Origin of the sequence: Lactococcus formosensis (assembly GCF_018403745.1) — a bacterium.
Lineage (GTDB): Bacteria > Bacillota > Bacilli > Lactobacillales > Streptococcaceae > Lactococcus > Lactococcus formosensis.
Map to the genome: position 1 here is coordinate 44,065 of NZ_BOVP01000010.1, position 18,173 is coordinate 62,237.

Below are 18,173 nucleotides of genomic sequence, written 5' to 3' on the forward strand. Positions count from 1 at the left end.
GTAAGCTTAAAACTACGGTTTTTTATTGTTTATGGATGTAGAAGAAAAATACAATTGGGCTAATTTTTCTTTTTGGATAATATTAGTAGTATCAATAGAATAATCGCATTGCCATTTTTTAGTAGCCTGCGCGGTTTTGTTGAGTGATATTTCCCAGGATGGGTAAAAACGCAAAGCCATTTTTCCAGTAATTCCCTTGTGTTTTAAAATCTTTTTTTCTCGAAGAACGCTCTTGGGAATGATAAACTGGCCACTCAAGGGTCCATCAATGACTGAAATGACAAGTTTATCGGGAAAAGCTTCAAAACTAAAGGGGATATTTTTGTTGTTGGTGTCCTTTTCCCAAAATGCTACAAAATATCCTTGTTTTTTAGGAGTTTTTTTAGCGCGACGACTTCGAAAAGATAGTCCATCTGCTTGAAAACAAAAACCTTCGTATTCAGAATTATAAGTATCTTTTGTAGGTATACTTGGAGATAAGCCTAAATCATTCAAAAGGGTCGTTATATAGGTCAGCGAATTATACATGGTTTAAGTTTACCACAAGTAAGAGAGAAAAAATCAAAGCTACTTATTTTGACACAGCAGCAATCAAAATAGTTTACAAAAAAATAGGAATGTAGTATCATTGACTAGTCAATGATTGACCGGTCAATTTAAAAAGGGGGACAAATGAACCTTAGACAAATGAGTCAGCTCTTTTACAAGCTAAAACTAGCGAATCAAGAGATGACAACGAAGTTTGAAAAAGAAACTGGCTTTAGTATAACCCGTTATGAGCTTATGATGTTTTTGAAGGAAAACGGTCAATGTTCTCAAGGGCAATTACAGAATGAGTTAAAAATAGACAGTGCAGCTATTACAAGGCATCTAAAATTGCTCGAAGCAAAAGGTTATGTTACCCGTGAGAGAAATAAACAAAACAATCGCGAAGTTTTTGTTAAAATCACGGATAGCTCAAAAGAGGCTTTGGAACGTTGTGAAAGAAACTATAATAACTCTTCTGAGAAAAGTTTAGAGCTAGCACTCACAGCTCAAGAAGAAGACGTACTTCTTGAGCTGCTCACAAAGTTATTGGGACATAAAGGAGAATAAAATGTCAACTCGTATTGTAAATAATGATTTTTCAGAAATCACATTTGGAAGAAAATCCGTGCGTGTTTATGATGAAACTTATAAAATTTCACATGAAGAAATGCTTGAAATGATCCAAGAAGCAACAACAGCACCATCATCTGTAAATATGCAACCTTGGCGTTTTGTTGTTGTTGAAAGTGATGAAGAAAAAGAAAAATTAAAACCTTTAATTCGTTTTAATACCCGTCAAAATGAAACTTCTTCGGCTATGGTTCTTATTTTTGGGGATCTTCTCTGTTATGAATTAGGGGAAGAAATTTATAACCAAGCTGTAGAAGAAGGCAAGATGCCAGCAGAAGTACGTGATCAACAGTTAGAAGCGATTATTCCTTACTACCAAAGCTTTAGTAAAGAAGAAATGAATGATGTTGTCAAAATTGATTCAAGCTTAGCTGCAATGCAATTTATGCTCATCGCACGCGCTCATGGTTACGAAACAAATCCTATCGGCGGATTCGAGGCAGACCAATTGGCAGAAGCTTTTGGTTTGGACGAAAACCGTTACGTGCCAGTAATGATTTTATCTGTCGGCAAAGCCAAAGAAGCAGGATATGAATCTGTAAGATTAGCGGCTGAAAAAATCACAGAATTTAAATAACAAAAAGATGCTAGATTATCTAGCACTTTTTTATTAGTGTTCACCTTGTTTACTTGTTGCTGACGATTTGGATTTCACCCTCAACTCCAAGGATATCCTTGATTTTAGCCTGCAACTCTTGGATAGCCTCTCGCGCACGTTTCTGTTGAGAGAGAGTTATTGCTTCAATCACTAAAATGGCGTTTGTAGTTTCTTCTGTTAACATTGTACGTTGGGCTTCACGCCAATTTAAAGAGCGACAGATCGCACCGTCGAGATCATAATATATAATTTCTTGCGCAAGAGCTGGCTCACTCTTTTGCGCCCCCAGAGGATAAAAATCTTCACCCCCCTTGGCTAAGCCTAAATGTAAATCGCCATTGATTTTATCTAAGTCCTCACCGCCACAAGGTACACCGTAGCGAAGAGAAATACTATTATAGATATCCACAAGGGGATTGATTGGTTCTAGCTCTTTGCCCTGAGCTACTCTTTTCAGAAGGGCTTCAATAGAAGATCGTGCACCTTTTTTCTTCTTAAACTGTGTAAAAATATCACGCCATTCGGAGATGACAAAGTTTTCTTTAAAATCATCTTCAACTAAAAATTTTTCAGACTCTTTAAATGCTTCTTTTAGAAGTTCTTGGTAGGGGCCTAAATCATGAGCACGATTGTCAATATTGTTTACAACTAAGGTATAGAGTTGAGCTTCTGGAAAAAGTTCCCAAAAGTTTTTATCCACAGTAACAGTTTGCATAGTAGTTCTCCTTATTTCTTTTTTCATGATTAAATCTGTTTGTACTAAAGTTCCTAAATGAAAATGACGTGCCCCACATTCCACATAGCCGTGATTTTTATAAAAACCATAAGCAGTAGGATTGTACTCCCAGACACTGAGCCAGGTATATTCCTTGTGTGTACGTTGTGCTTCTTCAGAAGCAAAATCTAATAAATGTTTTCCTAAGCCTAAGTGTTGGTAAGACTTTCTAACATATAGTCTTTCCACTTCAAGAGCATCATCTAAAGTAGAGTGTTCTGGAAGAGTTGCATTTTTCAACTTGATATAACCTGCGAGACAATCATCTTGGAAAATAAAATAGAAACTATTGTTAGAGTCATTGAATTCTTTGGTTAATTGTTGAAGATTAAAAGCTTTTTCTAAATAAAGCTCTAAATCTGCTGATGGATTTTGTTCTCCAAAAGTTTCAGCGAATGTTTCTATACTTAAGTCTTGTAAGACATGTAGATACTGCATAGTAACGCGGGAAATTCTAATATTCACACCAACTCCTTTTAGTAGATTCGTTTCTTTCCTTTTTTAACATCGATCCAGTTATCCACGATATTTTGACTGATTTTTCCGAGTAAATTCTCTACTTGGGTAATCTCCTGTGCATTAAGATCGGATAAGGCAACTTGAGTAGAATAGTGAAGTTCTCTGTTTAATATAGGGTAAACTTCTTTGCCATGAGAAGTAACATATAGTAGTTTATTTTTTTTGTTTCCAGTATCTTCAACTTTTTTTATAAGTTTTTTTTCTACCAATTGATTAATAGCACGACTTGCTGTACTCTTATCGACACATAAAAGTTCAGAAATTTGTTGTTGATTAATTCCAGGATTTTCAAAAATACGACTGAGGTAGAGATATTGTCCTTTTGCAAGTTTCAGCTCCTTGAATTCAATATTACTGATAGAATCTAAGGCGCGCGCTATAGTACCGATATCTCTTAAAATATTATTTTGAATAGTATTTCTCCTTTCATGAAAGAGGATGTATTGATTATAAAATAAAATAGTTGCATTTGCAACTATTTAGCTATATATAATAAATACCTTAATTTAATAAGCCTAAAATATTATTCAACATATGAAGACAAATAACAAAAACTAAGGAACGATGAGAGCTTAAATAAGCTAAAGCTAAAAGTATTGCTCCAGGTGCATAGAGGACAAAATCCATAGGTTGCTGCATATGCATAACGGTGAATAAACCAGTAGAAACAAGGACTGCAATTAGTGTTCCTGTATAATTTGAGAGTCTATTAAGGAAGATATGACGAAAGATAATCTCTTCAATGATGGGTCCTAAAACACCAAGAATAAGGATGGTGAAGAATAAAGGAATTTGCTTACTCATTTCTGAGAGAGCAGCTTGATTTTCAGGGTTTAATCCCTTTCCATAAATACCTTGAGCCAAAGATTCCACCAAAAGTATCGCTGCCATCCATAAAGGGAGGCTTAAAATTTTCCATAAGGAATGTTCCTTAAAATAACCAAAACTTTCTCTTAATTCTTTTCGAAAAAGAATAAGTGCTGTCAGTGTAGAGACTGTTATACCAACTGCGAAGTTTAAAAAATCAGATTCTACCCAATTTGTCTGAGCTATCTCAGATAGAAAGAGTAAGGGGATTATTCCAAGTTGGAAGGGGACAAATAAAATATATATAGTTAATACAATGAATTCTCTTTTATTATCACGTAAAAAATTCAAAAGTATAGACCTCCTTGTTTGATTTAGCGATTCGCCTCAGATATTTTAACATAGCATAAAGTCTATACCAATTAAATTGTTTATGTTTTTATAGAGAGAAGTCTTTTTCATTTCTCATTAAGAAACAGCGAAAAGATATTTTCCTTTAGAAAGTGTTGAAACAAGTTTGTAGAGCAAAATTCCAAGGAAGTAGTTGACGAATGCTGTAGAAAAAATTGTAATTAAAAGAACAGGAAGGCCCATTTTAAAGACGATCATAAGTTCCGAAATGTGAAGGAACGTTCCCAAAAGATATACAGCAAAAACATATACACAACCGCTTATCAATGTGGCGAGGAAATAGATTACACCTATTTTAGCTAAAAAGAATTTGGGAGAAATTCTTAGGACTAACTTATATAAGAGCAGGCAGGCCAAGGCAGACAAGGTGCGGTCAAAAGCAGCAGGAAGCTGAAAAATCGGATTAGCGCCAAGAATTATGGAAGTAAGGATAATAAGACCACTTGCCAAGAAAACTTGTTTGAATGTGGGTTTGATCATTATACAAAGAAATAAAAAGGCCAAAGAGAAGTCTGGGCGAATAATTCCAGCGATACTCGGAGTGACAATGTTCAAAATTTGGCCAAGAATAATGAAAATCGGAGTAAGTGCAATTGTGTTTGATGATTTGTTTTTTTGATTCATAAAGTTCCTCTTTCTAGTTTTTAATGATAAGGCAGAGTACTTTCTATAACACAAAAAAAGCATAGAAACTTCTATGCTTTAATCATCCAATTTGAGCATAGATACAGGTTTTAGAAAGTACACTAAAATTTGTATCTATGGTTTTCTTCAGTTAGAAGCCATACATACACCTGTATCTTTGCCAAAGTTGAGTAGAATAACAGTTGATCATTGGGTGTACAGCTCCTTTCGTTTTTATTAGGAATAATAATATCATTTTCTAAGAAAGCTGTCAATGCTTTGAACTCACAGAGATAAATTAGGGAGAAAATCGATCGAACCTCGGGTAGCTTACCAATTGGTTCAAGATGAGATACTAGCTGAAGGAAATGCGCGGTTGGACTTAGTCATTTTTGTCAAACATACATGGAATCTGAAGCAGTAAAACTGATGAGTCAAACTCTAGAGAAAAATGTAATAGATAAATCAGAATACCCAAGAACAATCGAAATTGAAAAACGTCGTGTAAATATAATTGCTGACCTTTGGAATGCAAGTGAAAACGAACAGTTTATGGGAACATCAACAATTGGTTCTTCAGAAGCTTGTATGTTGGGTGGAGCGGCAATGAAATTCTCTTGGCGTAAACGAGCAGAAAAGTTAGGCTTGGACATTAAGGCTAAAAAAACAAATCTCGTTAATTCTTCTGGGCATCAAGTTTGTTGGGAAAATTCTGTGTATATTGGGATATTGAAATGCGTGAAGTACCGATGGACAAAAACCATATGTTAATTAATCTAGACAAGGTTATGGATTATGTTGATGGATATACTATTGGTAATGTAGGAGTTATAGGGATCACATATAGAGGCACATCTTAAATACCATAATAATCCTAAAAATAAAGTATATGGATTTACACATTAAAACTATCTCTTTTTTATAAGACAAACCTATTTTCGTTGATTAATAACAAGAGTGAATATATGACAAAAAAGACGAGAAAAATCTCGTCTTTTTTGAGAAGGTTTACATTAAAGCAAAGATAAACTCTGAGTATAGCACAACCATAATAGTAAGTTATTCCGAAAGATATTCTTTCAATCTCTCCATAGCAATCTTAATCACTTCCATTGAAGCTGCATAGGACAAACGGACATAGCCTTCACCATATTGACCAAAGGCTGAGCCTGGAATGAATGCTACGTGTTTTTTCTTTGCAAAATCATATAAAAATTCAAAAGAATTGCTGTTATATTCTGCTGGAATTTTGGCAAAAATATAGAAAGCCCCGTCTGGCTTGATAATTTCAAAGCCAAGTTCAGTCATTTTCTCAATAATGTAATCACGGCGTTTGAGGTATTCGGCTTTCATTAGCTCAGCATCATTTTTTCCTTTACTCAGAGCTTCAACTGCTGCCCATTGCGATTGTGTTGAGGCAGAAGTAACCAGATATTGGTGTGTTTTTACAAGCTGATCAATCAAGTATTTATCTGCAAAAATCAGCCCCATTCGCCAACCCGTCATCGCATGTGATTTTGAAAGGCCATTAAGTACAAAAGTTTGATCACGTAAAAAGGTCGAAATAGAAGTATGTACATGTTGGCTGTAGTTAATTTCAGAATACACTTCGTCAGAAAGGACAAAAATTTCATGTTTTTTGATGATTTCAGCAAGTGTTTTAAGTTGGTCATGAGTGTAAGTTATGCCCGTTGGATTTGACGGATAATTAAGAATGATAGCCTTGATATTCTCGGTTTCATTCAATACTTGCTCAAGTTTTTCAGGAGTTAAGACAAATTTATCAGTTGTGGTATCAATCTCGACCAATTGACCGCCAGCTAAGCTTACTACAGGCGCATAACCTGGGTAAGCTGGTGCCGGGATTAGAACTTTATCGCTAGGTTCAATAATTGAAAGGAGACAAGTAGCAATCGCCTCTGTGACACCAACTGTGGTCAAAATTTCCGTTTCAGCATCGTAATGTAAATTGTACTTTTCAGCTACAAATTGACTGGCTGCATGGCGTAGTTCAATCAGGCCACGCATGCCAGTATAATGACTTTCATCGGCATCAATCGCATCAATTGCAGCTTTTTTGATATGTTCAGGTGTCGGAAAATCTGGTTCACCAAGCGTTAATTTCAAAACATTCGGTATTTTGGAGATTTCCTGATCAAATTCACGAATTTTAGAAATTTCAATTTTTCCAAGATTAGTGTTAAATTTATTTGATAAATCCATACATAGCACCTCCGCAGGTCAATAGTTAAAGTTGGCTTCAAGCACAAACTCCGTGTATTCGTTGTTTTAAGTTTGTATTATAGCATTTTATTTTAAAAATTCACAAAACAATGTTACAAAATATTTTGGAGATTCGGAAGTTCAGATAAAAAATATACCTTGTAAACCTTGGTTTAAAGCAGTTTTAAAGAAAAAAATAAGTCAACACCAAAAATTTGAAAAGTTTTCAATTGACAAACAATACTGAAAATATTATAATTGTGAAAAATAAATTAGAGGTAGCAATGCAAATGAGTACTACACGAGAGGAGGCATCCGACGACCGTGTACGAAAGGTAATCATTGCCGAACGTTAGCAACAGAGGCATCTGGCTAGCGTGGGGGTATAGGAAACACCTATACCACTCGGACTTGAATAAGTCTGGCGCTAAGTGATCGAACCGAATAATATAGAATTCTTTTTTTACTCTATTTTCATGACGACATAAAAGGCGCTTGTACTTACAAGTGCCTTTTATATTTATATGATGTGAGTTTGCAGGTTGAAGCGCGACAACGATAGAATAAAGTTTTAGCGAGACGACGAATAAAAAAGCTCTGTTTCTTACATCGAAACTCATTATATCAGTGGTCATAGGGCACTGGAGACAGAGTTAAGGATTGAGATGGAAAAAGAATATCATTTGTTAGATTAAAAGTAAAATCTTCCTTCTTTCAGTTACAATTTTTAACAATACTCCAGAGCATTAAAACCACCGAAATCTTCAGATAAAGATTTGCGTAGCAAGTCCACAGGAGTATGAAATGAAAGTACCATTTATCACTAAAGATCAATTAGAGAAAATTACTGCAGAATTTCCGACACCATTTCATTTGTATGACGAGTGCGGAATTCGTGAAAAAGCAAGAGCGCTAAACACAGCATTTTCTTGGAATAAAGGTTTCAAAGAATTCTTTGCGGTAAAAGCTACACCAACGCCTGCAATTTTGAAAATTTTGAAAGAAGAAGGCTGTGGAGCTGATTGCGCGAGCTATGTTGAACTTATACTGGCAAATAAATGTGGTTTTGATAATTCTGAAATTATGTTTTCATCAAATGACACTCCAGCTGAAGAATTTTTACTAGCCAAAAAGCTAGGAGCTACGATTAATATTGATGCATACAACCATATTGAATTTTTATCCACATTGGCAGGATTTGAATTTCCTGAAACAATGAGCTTACGCTATAACCCCGGTGGAGTTTTTACAATGGGGACCAAAATTATGGATAATCCTGAAGAATCAAAATTTGGAATGTCAAAAGCCCAACTGATTCAGGGAATAAAAGATTTGCAAAAGTTGGGTGTAAAGAAATTTGGAATGCATAGCTTTTTGGCTTCAAATACTGTGACAAATGAGTATTATCCAAAATTAGCACAGCAATTATTTGAATTAGCACTTGAAATTCGTGAAAAAACAGGCGTTACTCTTGATTTTATAAATCTTTCTGGTGGTATCGGCGTTAATTATCGTCCGGATGAAGCTCCTAACGATATTGCTGTCATCGGCGAAGGAGTACATCGTGTTTATGATGAAGTTCTAACTGCCAATGGCCTAGGGGAAGTCAAAATTTATACGGAACTTGGACGCTTTATGTTGGCGCCTCATGGTTTACTGGTCACACGTGTCTTGCATAGAAAGCAAACCTATCGGACGTATATTGGTGTGGATGCGAGCGCAGTTAATCTGATGAGACCAGCATTTTATGATGCTTATCATCATATTACTGTTATAGGAAAGGAGGAAGATAAAGTGAAAGAAATTGTTGACGTGACAGGTTCATTATGTGAAAACAATGATAAATTTGCCAAGCAGCGCGAACTTCCTGTGATTGATGAGGGAGACCTATTAGTCATTCATGACACAGGTGCGCATGGTTTTTCGATGGGATATCAGTATAATGCAAAATTACGAAGTGCCGAATTATTGCTTCAGCAAGATGGGAGCGCGCGTATGATTCGACGGGCAGAGCGGCCTGAAGACTATTTTGCAACATTGGATGGCTTTGAGTTTGAAATCTAACCGAGAATTAGCTGGTGAACGCTTGTAAAAGCTTTTACTTCTAACCACTGATAAAATCATAAATAATATTTGGATACAAATTAAAGGAGTGGAGTAAAAACAAGGCGAAGAGGAGATGTTTTTCAATAGAAAAAATTATACGATGAGTAGTTTACTTTTCTTCTATCGCAACACTCATCAAAGGTTTCTGAAATAAATCTACAGGAGAAAATAATGCTTAAAGGTTCAATTGTGGCGCTCATCACGCCCTTTAATGATGATAATTCTATAAATTTTGAGAAATTAGCTGAACTGATTGAATTTCAGATTAGCCATGGAAGTGCAGCTGTTTCTATTTTAGGCACAACAGGAGAAGCACCGACGATTAGTTTTGAGGAGAAAAAAGCAATCGTTGAATTTGTAGTTAAACAGGTTGCCGGACGTGTTCATATCAATGTTGGAGCAGGAAGTAATAACACAGCACAAGCAGTGGAATTTGCTCAAGCATTTGAAAAGTTAGGTGCGGATAGTTTACTTGTGATCACCCCTTATTATAATAAAACCAATGAAACAGGGATGTTAAAGCATTTCACTAAGATTGCGGAGTCTGTCAATATCCCGATTATCATGTACAATGCACCAGGTAGAACAGGAGTGAATCTTTCTGTTGAAGCAGTAGAAATATTGGCACAACATCAGAATATTACAGGCTTAAAAGAAGCATCAGGTGATATTGCTTATGTGGAAAAAATTAGCCGCTATCTTTCTAATAATTTTGCATTATATAGTGGTAATGACGATATGATAGTTCCATGCCTGAGTTTAGGCGCTTCGGGTGTAATCAGTGTTTGGGCGAACTTCATGCCAGATGTAGTTAAGGAGTTAATCGAAACTTTTGCGACCAATCCAGATCATTCTTTGAGTCTGCAACAAAAATATTTGAACTTGGTTGACAGCTTATTTATAGAAGCAAATCCAATTCCGGTCAAATTTGTGATGAATCAACTCGGTTATAATGTCGGTTCTGTTCGGTTGCCACTTGACGAGCCATCCGAAAGGGTAAAAATTCAACTTCTTAAAGAATTGGAGATTTTATAATGAAAGTTTTACAAATTGGAACAGGTACAATGGGCGGGCTGCTTGCGGCAGAGCTAGAAAAAGAGCATGAATTAACAGTCGTATCCTTAACAAAGGATATTCCAGAAGAAAAATTCGATGTGGTCATTGATTTTTCTCATCCTGAGAATCTCAATAATCTTGCTAAATATCTAAAAAAGCATCCAACAGCCACAGTTATTGCCACAACAGGCTTTGACGACATACAAAAGGCAACAATTGATCACCTTTCTGAAAAAATGCCTGTATTATTTAGTGGCAATTTTAGTATTGGAGTTATCTTGATGAATCGTTTAGTCAAAGAAATGACCTATATTTTATCGGACAGTTTTGATATTGAAATCATTGAAAAACATCATAATAAAAAAATAGATGCACCATCTGGCACGGCAAAGATGTTGCTTGACAGTATCAATGAAACATTGAACTATAAAGTTGTTCATGGACGTTCAGGTATAAAGCCACGAGAGAAGAAAGAGATTGGAGTGCATGCTGTTCGAGGGGGGACAATCGTTGGCGAACATGAAGTAATATTTGCAGGAAGGGACGAACTTCTTACGATTAAGCATGAAGCTCTTTCGAAAATGATTTTTGTAAAAGGGGCGATCACAGGGATGAATTGGCTTATTCATCAAGAAAGTGGGATGTATTCAATGGAGGAAGTTCTTTTTGGAAAAGACGGAGTGAATTAAGTCCTACTTTTATAGAAGAGAAACAATAAAATAAATTTTGGATATTCCTTAAAAAACTTAGTTTTTTATAGTATTACACACAAGAAGGAGATTTATGGAAGTACAAAAAATTTCGGCTCAAGAAATTATTCAATATATTGGAAATGCTGAGAAAAAAACAACAGTTAAAGTAACTTTTGAAGGTCAATTGACAGGTCAAATACCAAAAGAAATCATCAAAATCAGCAATACTTTGTTTGGGGATTGGAGTCTAATTCAACCGCTTTTGGCTGATATGACTGAAAATAGAGACTATATTGTTGAGCTTGATAGCCGCAATTCAGCTGTGCCCTTGCTTGATATTCGTGATGTCAATGGACGTATCGAGCCCGGTGCAATTATCCGTGAACATGTCGTAATTGGTAATCATGCAGTAATCATGATGGGAGCAATTATTAATATAGGTGCTGAGATTGGGGCTGGTACAATGATTGATATGGGTGCTGTTCTAGGAGGACGTGCAACAGTGGGTAAAAATTCCCATATTGGTGCAGGCGCAGTACTTGCTGGTGTAATTGAACCAGCTTCATCTGTACCTGTGCGTATTGGGGATAATGTACTTGTTGGAGCAAATGCAGTGGTTATTGAAGGTGTACAAGTCGGTTCAGGTTCAGTTGTTGCGGCCGGTGCTATTGTGACACAAGATGTTCCTGAAAATGTAGTTGTTGCTGGTGTGCCAGCCCGTATTATCAAGAAAATTGATGCCCAAACGCAGCAAAAAACCGCACTAGAAGAAGCATTGAGAAATTTTTAAAATTGCCATAAGGGGAGACTATTTATCAACATATAGGATGCTTCGTACGCTATTAATAAATGGAGTATATCGTCCATGCACTTCAAATAGCGCCAAAGTTATTTAACTCTAGAGTGTACGAACTTTATCTTCGAGTATCTTATATCCAAAGAAGAAAGGATAAAAATGAAAAAATATAATATATGTGTTGTGGGTGCAACTGGACTTGTTGGTCGTACTTTTCTCGATATTTTAGAAAAAAGAAATTTTCCAATTAAAAACTTGAAATTATTAGCCTCAAGTCGTTCGGCAGGTTCAGTTTTGCCTTTTGCGGGTCAAGAATACGTAGTTGAAGAATTAACGGCTGATTCATTTAATGGTTATGATCTTGCCCTTTTGAGTGCTGGAGGAGAAACTTCTGAACAATTTGCCCCAATTGCACGAGAAAAAGGGTTGGTTGTCATTGATAACTCATCAGTTTGGCGTGAAAATCCTGAAATTGGCCTGGTTGTTCCAGAAATTAATATCCAAGATACGCAAATGAATAAAATCATTGCCAATCCAAACTGTTCAACGATTCAATCTGTTTTGCCGCTTTATGCTTTGGAAAAAGCCTTTGGCATTTTACAAGTGAACTATACGACTTTCCAAGCAGTAAGCGGAAGCGGACAGAAAGGTCGTGACGATTTACTTCGGACACGTCAAGGCAAAGCACCAGAATTTTATCCATATAATATCTCTGAAACAGCGCTTCCTGAGATTGATGTATTCTTTGAAAATGGATATACCAAAGAAGAGATGAAAATGGTCAATGAAACACGTAAAATCTTACATAAGCCAGAGTTGGCTGTTTCAGCAACTTGTGTACGTGTTCCAGTAATAAACAGTCACGGTGTGAGTATCCAGGTAATATTGGATCAGCCTTTCACGCTTAGCGAAGTTCGTGAGGTTTTTGCAAACCAAGAAGGTATAACTCTTATCGACAACCCTAAAAATCATGAATATCCAGTTTCAACAATCGCAAATGGTAATGATAATGTTTATGTTGGACGTATTCGTGAAGATTTGGCGCAAGCAAACAGTTTACTCTTTTACTGTGTAGCTGATAATATCCGTAAAGGCGCAGCATTAAATGCAATTCAAATTGCGGAGCATATGATCCAGGAGAATTTAATTTGACATTAACCATTGCAAAATTTGGCGGTTCATCATTATCTACAGAAAGCCAATTTCAAAAAGTAAAAAATATTATCAGCCAAGATGAAACGAAAAAAATTGTCGTTGTTTCGGCGATTGGACGTAAAAATCCATCTGATGATAAGGTTACTGACTTGCTCTATCTCATTGCGGCTCATGTGAAACACGGTGTTTCTTACCAAGCACTTTGGGATAATTTAGTCACTCGATTTGTTGCAGTCAAAGAAGAATTGCAGCTTAAATACGACATCTTATCACATTTAGAGAAACTTAAATGTGAGCTGGATTCGGGGCAGTTTACAGAGGATTATCTGGTGAGTCGTGGCGAGTATTTTACAGCTCATCTAATGGCGGAATATCTGGGCTATCAATTTATTGATGCGGCTGAAGTAATTTCCTTTTCAGGTAACGGTCGTATCAATTTGGAAATGTCAAAACGTTTGTTGCAGGAACAATTCTCTGGAATCGAGAGAATTGTTCTCCCAGGATTTTACGGTGCTTTCCAAAATGGAAAAATCAAACTTTTGAGTCGTGGTGGTTCAGATATTTCAGGAGCAATACTGGCAAGCTGTTTAGGTGCTGATAAATATGAAAACTGGACAGATGTATCAGGTGTAATGATGGCAGACCCGCGTATTATTAACGATCCAGCAACGACCAGTGAATTGACTTATGAAGAATTGAGTGAATTATCTTATATGGGAGCAAGTGTGCTGCATGCTGAGACGATTTATCCGCTTCGTGAACTCAATATTCCTTTGCATATTAAAAATACGAATGCTCCAGATGCCGAAGGCACTTTGATTTTGGCAGAACGTCGTACGCATACGACACAAGTTTCAGGAATTTCAGGCAGGAAAAACTATGTTTCAATTAATATTGTCAAAAATCAAATGGCAACAGAGGTTGGTTTTTTACAACGTACTTTGAAAATTTTTGCTGATTATCATTTGAATATTGAACATCTCCCTACAGGCATCAATCAAATCGGAGTTATCGTCGAAATGGCCGAAGTAGAAGAGATTTTGCTTGATTTACTGGACCACCTAAAAAAAGATTTGAAAGCAGATGAAATAACTGTTAAAGAAAATATTTCGCTTTTGACAATTGTAGGTGAGGAAATCATACGTTCAGCAAAAGTTACGAACAAAATTTTTACGGCACTGGCTAAAGAAGATATTGATATTGAGCTTATTACACAAAGCCCGCGTGGAATCAATATCATTGTTGGTGTTGCCAACAAGCATTATCAAAGGGCTTTAGTCGCCTTATATGAAGAATTGACAAGCTAAAGGACTTAATAAGGAGGTGTAGAGTGCCTTTTACAAATGAAGAATTGCTTCAAATACGCCGGGAATTGCACGAAATTCCTGAGCTTGGTATGGCAGAATTTGAAACTCAGGCTTATCTATTAGATAAAATACAGCAAATGACCCAAACACTTAAGCATGTCAAAATTCGAACTTGGAAGACAGCCGTTCTAGTCAAAATAACAGGATTTGACTCAGACAAAATTATAGGCTGGCGTGCAGATATGGACGGGCTTCCAGTTAATGAAGAAACAAGTTTAGAATTCAGTTCAAAGCATGAAGGAAGAATGCACGCTTGTGGCCATGATATACACATGACTGTAGCACTTGGTTTATTAAAAATTGCTACTGAAACCCCAAGTAAAAATGACCGCCTTTTTCTTTTTCAGCCCGCTGAAGAAAATCTCTCAGGCGCAAAACTTTTATATGAGGCAAACGTTTTTGCGGATTGGTTACCGGATGAGTTTTATGCACTTCATGTTCATCCAGAACTACCTGTCGGACAACTAGCAACAAACAATCACACATTATTTGCAGGAACTTGTGAGGTTAGTATTAAGTTTATTGGAAGGGGAGGTCACGCAGCGTTCCCCCAGAATAGTAATGATATGGTAGTTGCTGTGAGTCATTTTGTAACGCAAGTGCAGACAATTATCTCTCGAAATGTTGGCCCGATGGAAAATGCTGTGGTGACTTTTGGAAAGATGCGTGCTGGAATGACTAATAACGTGATTGCCAAAGAAGCAGAAGTTCACGGAACCATTCGTACCTTGACGAAAGAAATGAATGAACTGACACAAAAACGTATCACACAAATCGCTGAAGGTATAGCGCAATCCTTTGACTGCCAAGCGGAAATTATATTAAAACAAGGAGGTTATCTCCCTGTTATTAATAATAAAAATCTTGCAGACCAACTGATATCTTTTCTGAAAGAAAAGCCAACAGTTAATTTTTCAGAAATTTCCCCCTTGATGACAGGGGAGGACTTTGGATACTTATTAGATAAAGTACCTGGTGTGATGCTCTGGCTCGGTGTTCAATCAGATTATCCCTTACATCACGAAAAGATGTCTCCAAAAGCAGCAGCTATAATGCCTGCAGTGGAAGCGCTCAGTGCCTGGCTAGCTACTCGATAAATTTCTTTACAACTGTTGGTATTAAATTGGCACAATTATATCCAATGTGATAAGAACGGGATTCGTGCCCCTTTTTCCTCAAAAGGCACCAAGAAAAGCACCAAGATAGTGAGTAAACAGATATGAAGAATCCTCTACAAAAGCGTAGGGGGATTTTTTTATGTGACAAAGAAGAAGTAAGAAAAGACTTCTGATGACTAGGAAATGAAAGGTAACTAAGTAAGAGCTTAAACAAAGACTTTACCAATAAAAAAATGCTTCAAGTCTAATCCGGCTTGAAGCATTTTGATGTAACTAATTAAATAGAAGTTAATAGAATATGGTAGTTTTTAAGGAGGGGTAAATTTTTTTGTAAGTCAATTATAGATTTTCTATCAATAATTCCAGAGTTTTAAATATGGTGTTTTTTCGTGCAAAACACTTTTCAGTAACTGAAATTGCACGCAGGATTCGTATACTGTTGGTACACTCCATAAAAATGTAAAAAAATAGCTTTGTAAAATGAAGTCTTAATTCCTTATATAGAGCAGGAAAGCGGAACTTGAATCCGCACAGACAAGGTAGGCCACAGGATCCTTAATTTTATTGTTTTTAATCTTAGGTATTACTGGTACAATAGCGTGTTTTTTACTCAGCAAATTATGGGGAGTCTTATTTTTGGTGTACTTTATAGCAGGAGTGCTAGTTATTAGTACCAGACATAAGAGAAACTAAAAGGCGTTTATTTTAGATGTATTTAAAAAATGATAGAATATGAAAATTAAAAAGGGAATCGTAATATCGATTCCCTTTTCTATTTTAGGTAAACAGGATTTTATCAGTAGTGAAGCTTGTTATTTTCTTTTTATATTAAAATTTTTTATTTTATCTACTTTCAAATTTGACGAATTATAGATGAACCACCAGCGCTGTTTAAAATAGGTATAGCCAGTATTATTACCATCAATGCCATTTCCTTGAGGAGTAAAGAGAAAATCAATAGTTCTCCAATATATTTCTATACGATTTTTATCGAAGTGAGTATATGTGATAGCCTTGAAAGAGAGATCGGCAGAGAAACCATGTGCTGTTTTTTTGATGTTTGTAATGCCTTCTAATTCAGCATTTTCTATGCTTATTTTCTTATCCTGTATATTGAGCTTGGTGAGTTTTTTTTCATAAGTTTTATAGAGGTGCGGAGAAAAGAGTTGATGTAAATCACTCATATCTTGCATATTTTGAGCGGTTTGGGCTTTGTCAAATAGAACTTCAATATCATGTAATATATGTCTATCAACATCTTTGGTTGTCTCATACTCTTTTTTTGAGAAATTTTCTACAAGAACTAATAAAAGAGGTAATGAGATAAAAATTATTGCAATAAAGATCATAGATTAAGCTCCTAAATGAGGTGGACGATTCTTTATTATATTATAACCTAGTGATAAGGTTCTTTTTATCTTTTCTTATCTCACTTACTTATGGATTGTGCCATAATGACCGAGGCGTACCTTTCTGATGCAATCTTGCCTGAGGAAAGTCAATGCTTAAACTTATTTTCGTTGAGTTCATTCTATCATACCGTTTTACCGACAATACAGTCAATCTCAGCGTTTCAAATATATTTTTTACTAACAGAAAGGTTAAAATCCCAAAGGCTTGTCAAACATTTGTATGAGAATTCCTTTTTGACCTACTGTCTTGAAATCAATATAGATAGCTTCGTTTTCTTTGTCAATTTTTACAACTGTTCCCCATTTCCAGTTCTTGTGATAAATATGAGTACCAACTGGAAAATCGCTTAATTTATATCGTGTTTGGGAAAATGATTTTGGGAAAGGAGCGTGCATATTTTTTTGATCGAGCTTTTGGGCGAGTGCATCAAATTTATTCATCGTTTCTAAATTTTTAAAAGTAAAATCTGAATGATATTTCTTGAGTAAGCCAAATAAAAGTTCTTGTTCTTCTGTTGTCAAATTTTTCATGTAGCACCTAGATTATTTTTCTGTTTTATTTATGACTCTATTGTACAAAATACTTCCTCCCTTTACTAATAATTCGAGGGATGAGACATAGGCAGCAGCGTAAGAAGGCAAATCACAGAGTATTATCGCTACAGAAAAAGGGCCGTTTCTAAACATATTTTAAGCAATCCAACACTCAAGTCCAACCGTGATATGAGTGGAAATTCAGCCCCTATTTGATATGCTAAATGAAAATCACATCCAGTACTATAAAATTAAAGCACAGGAAGCGTTCTTCCAAGCTTTTGAAAAACAGTTAAAAAATGCGGTAGTCAGTGGCTATGAACCGATTATTCAAGAAGTTTTCAACAAATCCATGGCTAAATTTTATCAATCAGAATATGATGAATTTACAGCAAGTTTCATGGCGGCCGGTGTTTATGCCCTTTGGCGCAAGTGGTTAATGATGGACAAGCCGTTCCCTTTGGCTGATATGCATGCTCGCTTACAGGCAGTCGGGCAGGCTTTGCCTAGAAAAAAATAAAGAAAATCCAACTGTTTAGTATCATATGGTACAATAGAACTCTGTTCTTAGGCAAACTCTCCGATGCGGGGAGTTTTTTTGTATCTAAGAAAGTACTGACTAAGTCCAGAAAACATTTTGATTTCACTATGAAAAATATTACAATTACATTATAGTTAGATTAAAAACAATGATTAGTATTACTGATATATTTGACGAGGTAGATGTGATGTTTTATAATCTTTTAGCAGAGCAGAGCAGAGCAGAGCAGAGCAGAGCAGAGCAGAGCAGAGCAGAGCAGAGCAGAGCAGAGCAGAGCAGAG

Annotated in this window: 18 protein-coding genes, 2 pseudogenes and 1 riboswitch; of the genes and pseudogenes, 11 read left to right on the forward strand and 9 right to left on the reverse strand. The window is 36.0% G+C overall.

Translation table 11 applies throughout. The features are described from left to right. Positions 1–12 precede the first annotated feature (12 nt). A complete protein-coding gene (locus KJS37_RS09745) occupies positions 13–528 on the reverse strand; it encodes a MepB family protein (RefSeq protein WP_213497160.1) in 516 nt (171 codons plus the stop codon). A gap of 144 nt (positions 529–672) precedes the next feature. Here KJS37_RS09745 and KJS37_RS09750 point away from each other — a divergent pair, with 144 nt between their 5' ends. Then, the gene (locus tag KJS37_RS09750; RefSeq protein ID WP_017370986.1) at positions 673–1,095 is read left to right on the forward strand and encodes a MarR family winged helix-turn-helix transcriptional regulator; all 423 of its coding nucleotides are present in this window, start codon (positions 673–675) and stop codon (positions 1,093–1,095) included. A gap of 1 nt (position 1,096) precedes the next feature. After that, positions 1,097–1,735 (forward strand): nitroreductase family protein, encoded by a 639-nt coding sequence (locus tag KJS37_RS09755; RefSeq protein WP_019294334.1) that lies wholly within the window; start codon positions 1,097–1,099, stop codon positions 1,733–1,735. A gap of 49 nt (positions 1,736–1,784) precedes the next feature. Here KJS37_RS09755 and KJS37_RS10430 read toward each other — a convergent pair whose 3' ends face one another. The 5 genes and pseudogenes from KJS37_RS10430 to KJS37_RS09775 all read right to left on the reverse strand — a co-directional run bounded on the left by KJS37_RS10430 (position 1,785) and on the right by KJS37_RS09775 (position 4,892). Next, the gene (locus KJS37_RS10430; RefSeq protein ID WP_244851406.1) at positions 1,785–2,471 is read right to left on the reverse strand and encodes a B3/B4 domain-containing protein; all 687 of its coding nucleotides are present in this window, start codon (positions 2,469–2,471) and stop codon (positions 1,785–1,787) included. Between the two features lie 72 nt (positions 2,472–2,543). After that, a pseudogene (locus KJS37_RS10435) lies at positions 2,544–2,969 on the reverse strand (GNAT family N-acetyltransferase); the annotation flags it as partial. 38 nt (positions 2,970–3,007) lie between these two features. Beyond that, positions 3,008–3,463, reverse strand: a complete 456-nt coding sequence (locus KJS37_RS09765; protein ID WP_213497189.1) for a MarR family winged helix-turn-helix transcriptional regulator — start codon at positions 3,461–3,463, stop codon at positions 3,008–3,010. Positions 3,464–3,551: 88 nt separating this feature from the next. Next, the gene (locus tag KJS37_RS09770) at positions 3,552–4,208 is read right to left on the reverse strand and encodes a CPBP family intramembrane glutamic endopeptidase (RefSeq protein ID WP_213497162.1); all 657 of its coding nucleotides are present in this window, start codon (positions 4,206–4,208) and stop codon (positions 3,552–3,554) included. 117 nt (positions 4,209–4,325) lie between these two features. Continuing rightward, positions 4,326–4,892 (reverse strand): tryptophan transporter, encoded by a 567-nt coding sequence (locus KJS37_RS09775; RefSeq protein WP_213497164.1) that lies wholly within the window; start codon positions 4,890–4,892, stop codon positions 4,326–4,328. 295 nt (positions 4,893–5,187) lie between these two features. Between KJS37_RS09775 and KJS37_RS09780 the strand changes: the two are divergent. Further along, positions 5,188–5,743 (forward strand): annotated as a pseudogene (locus tag KJS37_RS09780) (pyridoxal-dependent decarboxylase); the annotation flags it as partial. A gap of 208 nt (positions 5,744–5,951) precedes the next feature. Here KJS37_RS09780 and KJS37_RS09785 read toward each other — a convergent pair. Further along, entirely contained in the window at positions 5,952–7,115 is a 1,164-nt protein-coding gene (locus KJS37_RS09785) for a pyridoxal phosphate-dependent aminotransferase (protein WP_213497166.1), read from the reverse strand. 265 nt (positions 7,116–7,380) lie between these two features. Continuing rightward, positions 7,381–7,553, forward strand: a riboswitch (Lysine riboswitch). A gap of 366 nt (positions 7,554–7,919) precedes the next feature. On the opposite strand from KJS37_RS09785, the gene KJS37_RS09790 reads away from it, so the two are divergent. The 7 genes from KJS37_RS09790 (at position 7,920) to KJS37_RS09820 (ending at position 15,384) form a co-directional block, all read left to right on the forward strand. Continuing rightward, positions 7,920–9,179, forward strand: coding sequence for a diaminopimelate decarboxylase (locus KJS37_RS09790; protein WP_213497168.1), 1,260 nt, complete (start codon positions 7,920–7,922; stop codon positions 9,177–9,179). A gap of 213 nt (positions 9,180–9,392) precedes the next feature. Then, positions 9,393–10,256: a 4-hydroxy-tetrahydrodipicolinate synthase gene (gene dapA, locus KJS37_RS09795; RefSeq protein ID WP_213497169.1), complete on the forward strand. Its 864-nt coding sequence runs from the start codon at positions 9,393–9,395 to the stop codon at positions 10,254–10,256. Next, a complete protein-coding gene (gene dapB / locus KJS37_RS09800) occupies positions 10,256–10,966 on the forward strand; it encodes a 4-hydroxy-tetrahydrodipicolinate reductase (protein WP_213497172.1) in 711 nt (236 codons plus the stop codon). The genes dapA and dapB overlap by 1 nt, the downstream gene beginning before the upstream one ends. A gap of 94 nt (positions 10,967–11,060) precedes the next feature. After that, a complete protein-coding gene (gene dapD, locus KJS37_RS09805; RefSeq protein ID WP_213497173.1) occupies positions 11,061–11,759 on the forward strand; it encodes a 2,3,4,5-tetrahydropyridine-2,6-dicarboxylate N-acetyltransferase in 699 nt (232 codons plus the stop codon). A gap of 165 nt (positions 11,760–11,924) precedes the next feature. Further along, complete coding sequence (locus KJS37_RS09810) at positions 11,925–12,917, forward strand: aspartate-semialdehyde dehydrogenase (RefSeq protein WP_213497175.1); 993 nt, start codon at positions 11,925–11,927, stop codon at positions 12,915–12,917. Further along, a complete protein-coding gene (locus KJS37_RS09815) occupies positions 12,914–14,227 on the forward strand; it encodes an aspartate kinase (protein ID WP_213497177.1) in 1,314 nt (437 codons plus the stop codon). The genes KJS37_RS09810 and KJS37_RS09815 overlap by 4 nt, the downstream gene beginning before the upstream one ends. Positions 14,228–14,250: 23 nt before the next feature. After that, complete coding sequence (locus tag KJS37_RS09820) at positions 14,251–15,384, forward strand: N-acetyldiaminopimelate deacetylase (RefSeq protein ID WP_213497179.1); 1,134 nt, start codon at positions 14,251–14,253, stop codon at positions 15,382–15,384. 833 nt (positions 15,385–16,217) lie between these two features. Here KJS37_RS09820 and KJS37_RS09825 read toward each other — a convergent pair. Together KJS37_RS09825 and KJS37_RS09830 are read right to left on the reverse strand one after the other, a co-directional pair. Beyond that, the gene (locus KJS37_RS09825) at positions 16,218–16,754 is read right to left on the reverse strand and encodes a hypothetical protein (RefSeq protein ID WP_213497181.1); all 537 of its coding nucleotides are present in this window, start codon (positions 16,752–16,754) and stop codon (positions 16,218–16,220) included. A 252-nt stretch (positions 16,755–17,006) separates the two neighbouring features. Further along, positions 17,007–17,339 (reverse strand): hypothetical protein, encoded by a 333-nt coding sequence (locus KJS37_RS09830; protein ID WP_213497183.1) that lies wholly within the window; start codon positions 17,337–17,339, stop codon positions 17,007–17,009. A gap of 205 nt (positions 17,340–17,544) precedes the next feature. On the opposite strand from KJS37_RS09830, the gene KJS37_RS09835 reads away from it, so the two are divergent. Beyond that, the gene (locus KJS37_RS09835) at positions 17,545–17,871 is read left to right on the forward strand and encodes a hypothetical protein (RefSeq protein WP_213497185.1); all 327 of its coding nucleotides are present in this window, start codon (positions 17,545–17,547) and stop codon (positions 17,869–17,871) included. Positions 17,872–18,173: the final 302 nt, after the last annotated feature.